Source organism: Thiocapsa sp. (assembly GCF_018399035.1).
In the GTDB taxonomy this organism is placed as follows: Bacteria; Pseudomonadota; Gammaproteobacteria; order Chromatiales; family Chromatiaceae; genus Thiocapsa.
This window is the reverse complement of sequence record NZ_CP073760.1, coordinates 853,998-867,647: the sequence shown is the minus strand read 5'-3', so window position 1 is coordinate 867,647 and position 13,650 is coordinate 853,998. Positions and strand designations below refer to the sequence as shown.

At 67.2% G+C, this 13,650-nt stretch carries 9 protein-coding genes and 1 pseudogene; 5 read left to right on the top strand and 5 right to left on the bottom strand.

What is annotated here, in order from left to right; genetic code table 11:
- Positions 1–20 precede the first annotated feature (20 nt).
- Positions 21–3,170, bottom strand: coding sequence for an efflux RND transporter permease subunit (locus KFB96_RS03920; protein ID WP_213459183.1), 3,150 nt, complete (start codon positions 3,168–3,170; stop codon positions 21–23).
- Positions 3,167–4,399, bottom strand: a complete 1,233-nt coding sequence (locus KFB96_RS03915; protein ID WP_213459182.1) for an efflux RND transporter periplasmic adaptor subunit — start codon at positions 4,397–4,399, stop codon at positions 3,167–3,169. The genes KFB96_RS03920 and KFB96_RS03915 overlap by 4 nt, the downstream gene beginning before the upstream one ends.
- A gap of 837 nt (positions 4,400–5,236) precedes the next feature.
- On the opposite strand from KFB96_RS03915, the pseudogene KFB96_RS27395 reads away from it, so the two are divergent.
- The 5 genes and pseudogenes from KFB96_RS27395 to KFB96_RS03890 all read left to right on the top strand — a co-directional run.
- Positions 5,237–6,247: pseudogene (locus KFB96_RS27395) on the top strand (serine/threonine protein kinase); the annotation flags it as partial.
- A 40-nt stretch (positions 6,248–6,287) separates the two neighbouring features.
- Positions 6,288–6,551, top strand: a complete 264-nt coding sequence (locus KFB96_RS03905) for an AAA family ATPase (RefSeq protein ID WP_367115069.1) — start codon at positions 6,288–6,290, stop codon at positions 6,549–6,551.
- Between the two features lie 243 nt (positions 6,552–6,794).
- Positions 6,795–7,265 carry a hypothetical protein gene (locus tag KFB96_RS03900; protein WP_213501728.1) on the top strand — a complete coding sequence of 157 codons (471 nt, stop codon included), beginning with the start codon at positions 6,795–6,797 and terminating at the stop codon, positions 7,263–7,265.
- A 377-nt stretch (positions 7,266–7,642) separates the two neighbouring features.
- Positions 7,643–8,989: a hypothetical protein gene (locus KFB96_RS03895; protein ID WP_213501726.1), complete on the top strand. Its 1,347-nt coding sequence runs from the start codon at positions 7,643–7,645 to the stop codon at positions 8,987–8,989.
- Positions 8,890–10,473 (top strand): diguanylate cyclase, encoded by a 1,584-nt coding sequence (locus KFB96_RS03890; RefSeq protein ID WP_213501724.1) that lies wholly within the window; start codon positions 8,890–8,892, stop codon positions 10,471–10,473. The genes KFB96_RS03895 and KFB96_RS03890 overlap by 100 nt, the downstream gene beginning before the upstream one ends.
- A 33-nt stretch (positions 10,474–10,506) precedes the next feature.
- Here the strand turns inward: KFB96_RS03890 and KFB96_RS03885 are convergent, their stop codons facing one another.
- The 3 genes from KFB96_RS03885 to KFB96_RS03875 form a co-directional block, all read right to left on the bottom strand.
- Entirely contained in the window at positions 10,507–10,857 is a 351-nt protein-coding gene (locus KFB96_RS03885; RefSeq protein ID WP_213459176.1) for an SET domain-containing protein-lysine N-methyltransferase, read from the bottom strand.
- 31 nt (positions 10,858–10,888) lie between these two features.
- Entirely contained in the window at positions 10,889–13,270 is a 2,382-nt protein-coding gene (locus KFB96_RS03880; RefSeq protein WP_213501722.1) for a Tex family protein, read from the bottom strand.
- A gap of 78 nt (positions 13,271–13,348) precedes the next feature.
- Positions 13,349–13,564, bottom strand: a complete 216-nt coding sequence (locus KFB96_RS03875; RefSeq protein WP_213459174.1) for a hypothetical protein — start codon at positions 13,562–13,564, stop codon at positions 13,349–13,351.
- Positions 13,565–13,650: the final 86 nt, after the last annotated feature.

Below are 13,650 nucleotides of genomic sequence, written 5' to 3'. Positions count from 1 at the left end.
TAGCGCAACCCCGAGCAGGATCACGCCGGTGCCGGATTCGCCCTGAACAACCGGCTCAGACGTCCATGCGCACTGTCGTGGATCGAGAGCAATGCGGGGATGACGAGCAGAATCAGCAGGGTCGCAAAGCCGAGTCCGAAGGCGATCGAGGTCGCCATCGGGATCAGGAACTGGGCCTGCACGGATTTCTCGAACAAGAGCGGCGTCAGGCCGGCGATCGTGGTCAAGGATGTCAGCAGCACGGCGCGCAGGCGCTGGCAGGCGGCCTCGATCAACGCCTCGCTGCTGGCAACCCCCTGTTCGAGCTGCTCCTGATAGAACTTGACCAGGATGATGGAGTCGTTGATCACGATCCCGGACAGGCCGAACATCCCGAACAGCGAGAGGATGGTGACATCGATGCCGATCAGCCAGTGTCCGAAGAGTGCGCCGGTCAAGCCGAACGGGATCGCGGCCATGACGACCAACGGCCAGCCATAGGACGAAAAGACCCAGGTCAGGATGATGTAGATCAGGATCAGTCCGAGCACCAAACCCTTGCGCATGTCGCCCAGTGTCTCGCGTTGATCGGCGGAACGGCCCTCGAAGGAGTAGCTGATCCCGTAGCTCGCCTCGAGCTCGGGCAGGGTCGAGGCGACCAGCCCTTCGATGATGGCCCCGGCATTGTTGACGTCGGAGTCGACATCCGCCGAGACCTCGACCGCCAACTTGCCCTCGGCATGACGCAGGATCTCGAAGCCGCGTTGCGAGCGCCATTGCGCGACCGTCGTGAGCGGCACCGAGGTACCGTCGGGAAGGCGGATGTTGATGCGCTCGAGGGTTCCCAGACGTTCGCGCTCGGCCTTGGGGAGCTTCACGCGGACCTCGACCTCGTCCGCACCGTCCTGGAAGATCTGCACCAATTGCCCCTCGAAGGCAGTCCGCAGTTGGGTCCCCAGCTCGGTGACCGTGAGTCCGAGCGCCTGTCCGGCGGGGGTGAGCGAGTAGATGATCTGCTCGCGCCCGAAGGCCATGTCGTCCTCGACGGCCGTCACACCCGAGATCCCTTTCAGAACCTCGGAGATATCCAGAGCCGCTGCCTTGAGCGTCGCTGCATCCGCACCGAAGATCCGCACGCTCAGGTCTCGACCGGGCGGCCCGGCGCGCCGCGAGGCGATGGTGAAGCCCTCGAGTCCGGCCGGCAGCGCGATGCGCTCCTCCCAGGCCCGGATGAACGCCTCGTTGCGCACCTCGCGCGCATCCGGTGCGACCAGCTCCACCTGCAGGGCGCCGAGCTGATCCGCCGAAGAGCCGCTGCCCTCGCCTTTCGCGCCGTGCAGGGCGATCGCCAGGTTGACCAGCTTGCCTTGATCGAAGGCGCGTTCGGTCTCCCGAAGCGTCTCGTCGAGGTGCTCCAGGAGCGCATCGACCCGTGCGCGCGGTGTGCCGGCGACAAAGGTCGCGTTCGCCGTAATGATCTGACCTTCCGGCGTCGGGAAGAAGACGAAGCCCAGGCGCCCGCCGGCCAAGAGGCCGACGGCGATCATCAAGGCCGCCACCGCGCTGGCGATGGTGGCAAATCGATGGTGAACGGCGACCGTCACCAGGGGGCGAAATAGCCGGTCGCGAAAGTACTCGAAGCCCCGATCCAGGCGTGCGCGCAGCGAATCGGGCTTGACCCTGTGCGAGTGCACGAAGGCGCTGCGCAGGTGTCCGGGCAGGACCAACATGCTCTCGAGGAGCGAGGCGAGGATGACGGCCACGATGACCAGCGGGATGACATTCAGGATGTTGCCGATGACCCCGCCGACCAACATCAGCGGGAGGAAGGCGGCGATGGTGGTCAGCGAGGAGGCAACCACGGGCGCCAGCATCCGGCGGACCCCGCCCTCGGCCGCGAGCAGCGGATCCTCGCCCATTTGATGGTGGGCCATCGCATCCTCGCCGACCACGATGGCGTCGTCCACGATGATGCCCAGCGCCATGATGAGCGCGAAGAGGCTCATCATGTTGATGCTTCCGCCGGCCAGATAGAGGATGAAGAGTGTGGCCATGAAGGACACCGGGATGCCCCAGGCGACCCAGAAAGCGACCCGACCGCTCAAGAACAGAAAGAGGATCGCCACGACCAGGACGAGACCGCCGGCCCCGTTGGTCACCAGCAGCATGATGCGGTCTCGGATCAGCTCCCAGGAAGCGTCGTAGACGACCAGCTCGACCCCGGGCGGGAGCAATGGACGCGTCTCGGCAAGCCACTCGTCGAGTGCCTTGGCCGCCGCGAGCGAGTTGCCCGTCTCGGCGCGCTGCAGGATCATCTCGACCGCGGGGCTGCCGTTCATGGAAAGCCGCAGGGTTGCATCGCGCGGCACCCGCTCGATCTCGGCGATATCGCCGAGCTGCAGATTCAGCGTCTCCTCGGTCTTGATCGGAATCTGTGCGAACTCGAGCGCATCCCGGCGCTTATCCAGGCTGCGCAGCTCGCGCGTCGCCTCGCCACGACCGATCGCCCCGGCCGGCAGATCACGACTGAAGGCACCGACCCGCTCGCCGATCTGCGGCAGCCCCAAACCCAGCTCTTCGAGCTGCGCCTGATCGACCTGAATGCTGATCTCTTCGAGCGGAAGCCCGCGGATCTCCACCTTGTCGATCCCGCTCTCGAGCAGCTCGGACTCGAAGCGGCGTGCAAGATGTCGCAGCTCGTCCGGACGTTCGAGACCGGTCAGGACCAGTCGGGCGACGGACTCGTAGCGCGTCACCAGCGCCACCTCGGGCTTCTCGGCGTCCTGCGGGAGGTTACGGAAATCGTCGACGAGGCGTCGCACTTGGTCCAGGGCCAGCAAGGGGTCGACCCCCTCGTTGAACTCGATCGTGATCGCCGAGATACCCTGCGTGGAGGTGGACGTCATCTTGCGCAGCTCATCGACCGAGCGCAGACGCTGCTCGAGGGGATTCGTGATGCCGTCCTCGATGTCCTCGGCGCTCGCGCCCGTCCAGACCACCCGCACCGTGACCAAGTCCAGGTCGAAATTCGGGAAGAACTGCACGTTCAGACGATCCAGAGCAAAGATCCCGCTCAGGATCATCATCGCCATCAGGAGGTTGGCCGCGACCTTGTGGTGGGCAAACAGACCGATGATGTCGTTCTGATGCCCCTTGATCACCTTCTCCTTGGCGGGTCTGGTATCGGTCACTGCACCGCCTCCACCCGCAGCCCATCAACCGCGTTGGGCATGTGGGTCACGATCAGGCGATCGCCGGCCGCGAGATCGGGCGCCTGCACCAGCAGTCGCTCCTCGCCGGTCTCGGTAAACCAGCTCCCGAGACTGCGCACGGACACGCCCTTCATGCGCCCGTCGACGAGCGTGTAGACCCGATCACCGCCGTAGACCGCACCGAAGGGGGCCGGCACCACGCCATCCCGAGGCGGCCGATCCAGGCGCAACGCGATCATCTGACCGGCACGCAGGAGACCCTCCTCGTCCTCGATATCGAAGAGTCCGTCGATCCCGCTCGCGCTGGCCTCGCCGGCAAGCCGCTCCAGCGAGAGCTTGAGCGTGCGCTCCCCGACGGTGGCCGTCGCCGGCAGTCGGCCCTCGGCCTGCAGGGAGGCGCTCAACTCCGCCTGAAAGGGCGCCGGGATCCGCGCGCGGACCTCCAGGCTGTCGATCGCGTAGAGCGTCAAGAGGATATCGTCCTTGCGCACCTGATCGCCCGCCGTGACCGAGACCTTGGCGATGATGGCGTCGTAGGGGGCAACCACCGGCGCACGCTCGAGCTCGAGCGCAATCTCCTCGAGACCCGCCCGCGCGCTCGCGCGTCTTGCCTCGAGCGCGCGTCGGCGCGCCGGGAAGTCCGCGATGTTCATCTCGCGGTTGCTCACGGCCAGTGCTTGGCGGGCCAGTTCCTGCTCGGCGATATCCAGGTCGGTTTGGGAGCCGACCCTTTGCTTGGTCAGCTGCGAGGCGCGCTCCACCCCGTCTTGCGCGATCGCGAGCAGCTTGCGCTCCTGCTCGAGCGCGGCGAGATCGGTCTCGTGCCCGGTTTGCTCGCTCTCGACCTGCGCCTCGAGCTCGTCGATCCGGGCCCGCGCCTGTGCGAGACGAAAGCTGAAATCACGGGGATCAAGCTCGACCAGGAGTTGTCCGGCCTCGACACGATCGCCCTCGCGCACCAGCACCCCGGCAACACGCGCCTGCGCCGAGGCCGCCGCTCGCAGGAGGTCCGGCGTCTGCACGCTGCCGTACAGCTCAAGCCCGGGGGAGAGCCGACGCGGCTCCACCGTCTCGGCCTCGATCCGCCAGACACGTTCGACGATCTCCGCCGGAGGACGCTCGGGGCGGGTCTGCTTAAGGTACTGAAAAACTCCGAAACCGACGGCGAGGATCAGGACGGGCAACAAGAACTTGGTCAGGCGCTTCACGGTGACTCGCGGGGTGACTGCTAGGGTTGGTAGTGTCGGGGCGTACCCTGTTCAAAGCAACTCGTCGGAGTACCCGGCGAATCGGCAACGGCGGCCGTCCCGGGGTGTGCTATAGACGCACGTCGCCGAGGAGGCACAGCGTCTTGGGCTGCCCATACCATTGAAAAACGACCGCCTTGCCCCGGACGCGCGCCATCCTCGCGCGCGCATTTTCGGGACCACTCTGTCGGGTTCAGCTATTCTTCATCAACAAACATCGCCCACTCTTCCCGAGGTGAGATTCTGCTGTCGCGCGCATGAAGGTCTCGGCCCCTGCGGACCCCGGCGACATTGACAAAGCCTTACAAAGACCGCGAAGGGAATTAAACCGCGTCTCCCGCTAAGGGCGGTGGATGCACCAAACGTCGAGCTCACTCGAAAGTGAGCATCTCGCTCTAGACGCGGTTTAGGTAAACTGACCGCAGAGCTCCGAATTCCCGATGGCGTCCGTCAGGGGAGCCAATCCGACTCCCAGCGTCAGGCTCACTCTCCGAGCCTTTTACACCATGGATTCGTGCGCGCAACGCAGGAAGTAGCGTCTTGACTCAAGCAATCGGACCATCAGCGATCGGACCATCTCCGGGTGCAACCGAGGTCCACCGCGGGCGTCACCTGCGGGTGCTTCGCCTGCTCGACCCGACGGCTGGCCCCTTGATCGTCAAGCAGGGCCGTGATGACGGAGACCTCGCCTCCGCCCGGTCCGCGCTACACAACGAGCAGCGCATCCTGGATCGGTTGCAGGGCCTGCCCGGCTGTCCGCGTCTGGTGCGCTACGACCCGGCCACGCCGGAGCTGGCCATGGCGGACTTCGGCGGTGTCACCCTGCAGGCGTCGGGACTCTTGGGCAACCTCGATCCGAAGCGCTTTGTGACCATCGCCCACGCGCTGGCGCATGCGGTGGCGGAGATCCACGGGCGCGGTGTCATCCACAAGGATCTGAACCCCGCCAACATCCTGGTGCGGCCGTCCGACCTGCAGGTGCAGATCATCGACTACGATCTGGCCACGACCTTTGCCGAAGAGCACCCGGGGTTCGATCACCCGAGTGCCCTGCCGGGCACGCCGACCTATCTGTCGCCCGAGCAGACCGGGCGGATGAATCGGCCGGTCGACTACCGCACCGACCTCTATTCGCTCGGCGCCACCCTCTATGCCCTGGCCACCGGTGCCCCGCCCTTTGCCGGCACCGATACCCTTAGCCTGATCCATGCCCACCTGGCCCGCACGCCGGTGCCGCCGCAAGAGCGGGCGCCCTGGTTGCCGCCCCGCGTGGCGGAGCTGATCCTGACCCTGCTCGCCAAGGAACCTGACGACCGCTATCAGAGCGCGGCGGGGCTGGCCCACGATCTGCAACAGTTGCGCAGCGCGCTGGCCGCCGATCAGCCACTCGCGGCGGTGCGGTTGAAGGCGCTCGACCTGACCCTCGCCCCCCGCCCGCCGCGCCGCCTGTACGGGCGCGAGCAGGAATCGGCAACGCTGATGACGGCCTTTACCGACGCGACCGCGGGCGGTGCGCGTGGCCTCTTTGTGGCCGGTTACTCGGGGGTCGGCAAGACCGTGCTGATCCAAGAGATCCACCGACCGGTGACGCTGGGCAATGGGCTCTTCATCAGCGGCAAGTTCGAGCAGTTCAGCCGCGACCGCCCGTTTCTGGCCCCGGCACAGGGCCTGCGCCAGTTGTGCCAGTTGCTTCTGGCGGAACCGGAGGCACAGGGTCGAGGCATGGCGCACGCGCATCCTCGAGGGCGTCGGCCCGGACGCGGCCGCCTTGTTCGAGGTCGTACCGGAACTGGAGGCACTGCTCGGTGCGCAGCCCCCCGCACCGGAACTCGGGCCACGCGAGGCGCAGGTGCGTTTGCGCGCACTCTTGGTCGCCCTGCTGCGCCAAGTCGCCGCGCCCGAGCATCCGCTGGTGCTGTTTCTCGACGACCTGCAATGGGCCGACCAACCGTCGCTGGACTTCATCGGGGCACTGCTCGAAGACACGGCGCTGCGTGGTCTCTTGTTGATCGGGGCCTATCGCGACAACGAGGTCGACGCGGCCCACCCGCTCCTGCGCCTGCTGCGCTGCTGCGCCAACCGACAGCCACCGGCGCGCCGGTCCAGGTGCTGACCCTGGCCAGCCTGACGGCGGGCGACATGACCAGATTGCTAGCCGACATGCTGCACCGTCCGCCGGACAGCGTACAACCCCTAGCCGCCGCACTCTACGCCAAGACCAGCGGCAACCCCTTCTTTCACGATCGAGTTTCTGAATGCGCTCTACCGCGAAGGGGCACTGCGGCCGGACCCGCAGCAGGGGCGCTGGCACTGGGATCTCGCCGCCATTGCCGCCCACCCGGCAAGCACCAATGTCGTGGATTTCCTCGCCGACGGGTTGCGGACCCTGGGGCAGGAGAGCGCCGATACCTTGGTCGCCGCCGCCTGTCTGGGCACCGCCTGCACCCTGGGCTTACTGGCGCTCGCCACCGGCGAAGATCCCGACGCACTCGCGCAGCGGCTCGGGCCTGCGTTCGAGCGTGGAATTCTGGTCACGCCCAAGGCGCTGGCGATGCATCGGGCCGAGCACGGGGCCGCTCTGGCGTTTTGCCACGACCGGATGCAGCAGGCGGTGTACCAACTGCGCGACGACGCCTGGCGCGAGCGGCTGCATCTGGAGATCGCTCGGCGACTGGCCGGGGTTGCGGCCGATCCCGAGCAGACCTTGCGCGCCGCCGAACACTATGCGGTCGCCGCGTCGCTGATCGCCGAGAGCGCCGAGCGCTCGCGCGTCCGCGCACTCTTCCTCGCGGCCGCGGCATCAGGCCCGCCAGGCCGGTTCGCTTGATCTCACGGCGGAACGGTTCCTGACGCTGGGGATCGGGCTGTTGGCGGCGGACGCCTGGCAGAGCGATCGGGCGGCGGCGTTCAGCCTCCATTCCGAATTGCACCTGGTGCTCTATAGCCAATCCCGCCACGACGAGGCCGATGCGGTCTATGCCATGCTGGCGCCGCAGGCGGCGTCGCCGCGTCAATTGCTCGCACCGCTGTGCATCCAGATTGCCAGTCTGTCCAACCGCACCCGCTACGATGAGGCCGTGAGTCTGGGGGCCGGCCTCCTGGAAGAGCTGTGCATCGCATTGCCGCTCGAAAACACCCGCGACCGTCTCGAGCAGGAGCTCGATCTCTTCTACCGCCACGTGGCGGCAGGCGCGCTGAAGCAGTTTGCCCGCCCAACGCAACCTGGACGACGAGCGACTGCTGATGGTCGCCCAGCTGCTCAACCGCCTGATCCCGGCCGCGCTCTTTTCCGGCTCGCTGCTTGGCTTCTGGATGATGGCGCGCTGCAGCCGCCTGTGGATCGAGGCCGGCTACTGCGAGCTCCTGTGCTACCCGATGTGCTGTATCACGATGGTGACCATCGCCCTGCGGGACGACTATGCCACGGGTTACCGCGCGGCCCGCGCGGCACTGGAAACCGCACTCGTGCGCGGCCATGGCGGTCTGGAAGAGGCCCGCGCCCAGCACGCCTTCGGGCTGTTTGCCTGTCATTGGTTTCAGCCGCTCATCGACGATCTGGGACATGCTCGGGCGGCTTTCGCCGGGCTCTTGCGGGCCGGCGATCTGGAGTTCGCCAACTTCACCTTTTTCAACGCGCTGGCGACCCTGTTCGACACCTGTGCGCAACTCGCCGAGATGGACGCCGAGCTCGCTGCGGCCATCGGCTTTGCGCGCAAGACCGGGAGCCGGCATTCAGAGCAGGCTTACTTGCCCTACCGACAGCTCGCGCGTGCCTTGGAGTGCAAGACCCACGCGCGCGGGGGCTTTGCGGACGCCGATTTCGACGACCAGGCGCATCTCGCGGCCATCCGGGGCAACGCCATGGCGCTCGCCTTTTATCACACCTACCGGGCGCTAGGGGCCTGCCTGTTCAACGATACGGCGGGGCTGTCTCGTCATGCCGAGGCCGCGGTCGGCCTGTCACGCCACATCAGCGGTTTCTACCCGACCGCCCTGGCCATGTTTCTGCAGTCACTCGCGCTGATCGAGCAGTTGCGGGTGACCGACGAGGCGGGCCGGCCGGCCCTGCTGGAGCGCCTCGGTGCGAGCCAGACCTGGCTCGCCGCGCGCGCCGCCGACGCGCCCATGAACTTCGGCCATCTCCACGACCTGGTGGAAGCCGAGCGGCTGGACGTCCTGGAGCAGCCCTGGGACGCACTCCAGCGCTTCGAGCGGGCGATGCGCCACGCCGGAGCGCAGCAGCACCCCTGGCACCAGGCACTGATCACCGAGCGGGCCGGACACTGCTACCTGCGGCGCGGGCTGGAGGACGCCGGCCGCGCCCTGCTGGCGCGCGCGCATGCCCATTATCGGCAGTGGGGGCCGTGGGTAAGACGCGGGCGATGCGCGACGCCTGGCCTTTTTTGGACACCAGCCCTTCAGGCAGTTTGCGGGATAGCCAGTGCGACGCCTTGGACCATGAGGCACTGCTGCGCGCCTCCCAGGCCCTGGCTGCCGAACGCTCGCTGCCGCGACTGGTTGCGCGAGTGGTGGAGCTGGTGGGCCAACTGACCGGCGCGACCGACGTGCGGCTGCTGGTCCTGGACGAGGCCGGGCGCTGGTACCTGGAGGGCGGGGTGCGCGGCGAGGAGTCGTTGGAGCGCATGACGGTGGAAGAGGCCGCGGAGCGTGGAATCATCACCGCCGCCGGGATGCGGTTGGCGCTGAAGACGCGCGTCCCGCTGGTCTCCGACGATGCGGTCATCGACAGTCGCTTTGCCGGGGATCCGCACTTCGCCGGTCTGCCGCTGTGTTCGCTGCTGGGCCTGCCGATTTTCCTCCATGGGCGGCTCACGGCCTTTCTGGTCCTGGAGAACCGGCTGTTTCGCGCCGCCTTTACCGCCGCGCGCATCGAGGCAGTGACGATACTGGGCGGACAGTTGGCGGTTTCGCTCGAAAACGCCGGGCTTTACCGGTCGCTCGAAGGCAAGGTCGCGCAGCGCACCGGCGAGCTGTCCGAGGCCAACCGGCTGCTCACGGACGCCATCGAACGCGCCGGGGCGGAAATCGCCGAACGTCAGCAGGTGGAAGCGGCATTGCGCGAGAGCGATGAGAAGTTCAAGGCCATCGCCAATTACGCGGCCAGTTGGGAGTCCTGGTTCAGTCCGGAAGGCAAGCTGCTCTGGATGAATCCGTTTTCGCTGAAGCTGACGGGCTTCACCCCGGAGGAATATCTCGCCGCGGACGATTTCGTGGTGATGGCCACACACGAGGAGGACCGGCCCTGGATGTGGGAACACTTTCAGCAAGCGCTGCAGGGCCGCAGCGGCGACCAGGTCGAGTTTCGTTGTCTGCGCAAAGATGGCTCGCGATTCTGGATCTCCGCCTCCTGGCGCCCGATTTTCGACGCCTCGGGTCGTTCACTCGGTTTTCGCACCAGCGCCCAGGACATCACCGCAAGCCGGCAGGTGCGCGAGGATCTTGCGCGCGCCAGGGCAGCGGCCGAGACCGCCAACCGCGAGCTCGCGATCCTGAGCACCACCGACAGCCTGACCGGTCTCGCCAATCGCCGCCGCTTCGACGAAACCCTGCAGACCGAGTGCCAACGCGCTACCCGCGCCGCACGGCCTCTGAGCCTGGCGATGCTCGACGTGGACTGGTTCAAGCATTACAACGACCGCTACGGCCACCAGGCCGGCGATGAATGCCTGCGCGCCATTGCCGGGGTACTGAGTGCCCAGGCGCACCGGATCAGCGACCTGGCCGCCCGCTACGGCGGCGAGGAATTCGCGGTCATCGCGCCCGACACCGACGCGGCGGGCATGCTGCGCCTTGTCGAGTCGATCCACAGCGCCCTCGAGGCTTTGGCCCTGCCCCATGATGCCTCGCCGCTCGGGCGCGTCACCGTCAGCATCGGCGTGGCGGTGCTGGCGCCCGGGGACATGACCTCACCCGATGGACTGCTGCGGCTGGCGGACGAGGCGCTGTACCGCGCCAAGGCCGGGGGCCGCAATCGGACGGTTCCGGGAGGCGCGGGGTCCATGCCATTGCCGTAAACGGTTCGGCGATAGGGTCTGTGGAATCCTGGATCAAACCGCGTCGCCGCAGGCACCGCTATAGTCGAAGGTGATCTCCTCGTCGACCGCAATCGCGCGGCGGGCGTAGAGATCGAAGCCGTCGAGCTCGGCGTTCGGGTCGTCGCTGTGGTTCAGCCAACGCAGGAGGTTGCGCCCCTCGCGACCGGCGAGGACGTTGCCCTCGGCGTCGTAGGTCCAGAGCACGTAGGTGCCGTCGCGATCCACCTCGGGGCCTTCGAAGGTGCCGATGAAGTCGCCGCTGCGAAACGCGATCTTGGCAAAGCAGCCTTGGCCGTGAATCGGGGAGGCCGCGCGGTAGACACGCGTGCGCAGCAGCTCGTCGGCGGAGGATGAGCGGCCCATCGCGGCCGTCGCCTTGTGGCGATGCGCAGACTCAGCGGCGCTTGGCCTTGGCGAAGGCATCCGCCATGGTGCCGCCGACCGGGGGCTCGGCCGGGGCGGGCGCCTTGGCGCGCTTCGCACCTCGCCCGTCGGACGCCGGGCGTGCGTCGGCCGGGCGGCCGGGCCGACCCGGTGGGGTTTGTGGCCTCGGGCGCGACTCTCGACCCTGCGAGCGGCTGTCGGAGGCATCGCCGGCTCCGCGCTCGGGCGCGACATCGCCCAAGCGCATGCTCAGCGCGATCCGTTTGCGCACGAGATCCACTTCCATCACCTTCACCTTCACGAGGTCGCCGGACTTGACCACCGCATGCGGGTCCTTCACGAAGCGGTCGGCCAGGGCGGAGATGTGCACCAGACCGTCCTGATGGACCCCGACATCCACGAAGGCGCCGAAGTTGGTCACGTTGGTGACCGTGCCCTCCAGGATCATGTCGGGTTTGAGATCCTTGAGCGTCTCAACGCCCTCCTTGAGCTGCGCGGTCTTGAACTCGGGGCGCGGGTCGCGGCCGGGTTTCTCCAGCTCGGCGAGGATGTCCTTCACCGTCGGCAGACCGAAGCGCTCGTCGGTGAAGCGGACGGGATCCAGGTGGCGCAGGGTCGCACTGTCGCCGATCAGGGCCGCAATGGGTTTGCCGGTTTCGGCCAGGATGTGGCGCACCAGCGGATAGGCCTCCGGGTGAACCGCCGAGGCGTCCAGCGGCTCGTCGCCGTCGCGCACGCGCAGGAATCCCGCACTCTGCTGGAACGCCTTCTCGCCGAAGCGTGGGACCGCCATCAGACGCTTGCGGTTGGAAAAGGCCCCATTGGTCTCGCGAAACTGCACGATATTCTCGGCCAGGGTCCGGTTGAGCCCGGAGACCTGGGTCAGCAGCGGCACGGAGGCGGTGTTCAGATCCACCCCGACGGCGTTCACGCAGTCCTCGACCACGGTGTCCAGGGCGCGTGCGAGCCGAGGCTGATTCACATCGTGCTGGTACTGGCCCACGCCGATCGCCTTGGGCTCGATCTTCACCAGCTCGGCGAGCGGATCCTGCAGCCGGCGTGCGATCGACACCGCGCCGCGCAGCGAGACATCCAGCTCGGGCAGCTCCTTGGATGCGAATTCGGAGGCCGAATAGACCGAGGCGCCCGCCTCGCTGACGACGAGCGAGCGCAGACCGAGCTCCGGATGTTTCTGGATCAGCTCGCGCACCAGCCGGTCGGTCTCGCGCGAGCCGGTCCCGTTGCCGATGCTCACGAGCTTCACGCCGTGCTCTTTCGACAACTGGGCAAGACGCGCGATCGAGGCATCCCATTGGTTCTTCGGCACATGAGGATAGATGGTGTCGGTCGCCGCCACACGCCCGGTGCCGTCCACGACGGCGACCTTCACGCCGGTGCGCAGTCCGGGGTCCAGCCCGAGTGTCGCAAGCCGGCCCGCCGGGGCGGCCAACAAGAGCGCCTTGAGGTTGAGCCCGAAGACGCGAATCGCCTCCTCTCCAGCCGCTTCCAGCATCCGACCTTTGAGCTCCAAATCGAGCCGCGTCAGCAGCTTGATCCGCCAGGTCTTGCGGACCGTCTCGATCAGCCAGTCGTCTGCGGGGCGCCCGGCCTGGCGAACCCCGAAGCGCGACGCGATCAGACCCCGACAGACCGCATCCGGGTCATCGCCCTCCCCGGCCAACAGCTCCAAGTGCAGGACGCCTTGGTTGCGCCCGCGGAACAAGGCCAGCGCGCGGTGCGACGGAATACGCGCGAGCGGCTCGCGATAGTCGAAATAATCCGAGAACTTATTGCCTTCGTCTTCCTTGCCCGGCATGACCTTGGCGACCAGAATGCCCTGCTCCCAGAGGTGATCGCGCAGACGCCCGGTCAGCTCCGGATCCTCGGCAAAGCGCTCCATCAGGATCTGACGCGCGCCTTCCAGGGCCGCCGCGATGTCCTCCACACCCTTGGTGGAATCCACATAGGCCGCCGCGCGTGACTCGGGGGAGGCGCTCGGATCCGCAAGCAGCGCGTCGGCCAAGGGTTCGAGCCCCGCCTCGCGCGCGATCTGGGCCTTGGTGCGCCGCTTGGGCTTGAAGGGTAGATAAAGGTCTTCGAGGCGCTGCTTGGTCTCGGCGCCGACGATCTCGGCCTGGAGCTCCGGGGTCAGCTTGCCCTGCTCCTCGATGCTTTTGAGCACGGTCGCGCGGCGCTCGTTCAGATCGCGCAGATAGACCAGGCGCTCTTCGAGCAAGCGCAACTGGATATCGTCCAGCCCACCGGTGGCCTCTTTGCGATAGCGCGCGATGAAGGGGACGGTCGCGCCCTCGTCGAGCAGTCGGATGGCGGCCTCGACCTGCTCGGGTCGAGCGGCAAGCTCCTGGCTGAGGGTCCGGGTGATGTCGGTCATGCGTGATGGATTCCGATGCGGCGGATCAGGATGGATGGCGGCGGCAGCATACACCCCCGACGGGAAGGGCGCAGGCTCTCAGGGCGGCGGAAGCCGGCAGGCATCGCCGTAGACGGCCATGATCTGCTTGAGCTCGCGCAGCAGGGTGGTGCGCTCCTCCTCGCTCAGACCGCGCGTCTCGGGCAGCTGTGCCCCGGCCTCCAAGGCGGCGATGTCTTGCCTGACCTGGCTGCAACCCTTGCTGCACACCGCCTCGATGCGTGCATCCACGCGACACTGCTCAAGAGTCTGCACAGCCCTGGCCTCCGGCGGTGAGCGAGATGGTCCGAGACGGGGCGTGTCGTCGATCATGATGTCCGACACCGGACTCGACGCCCCCG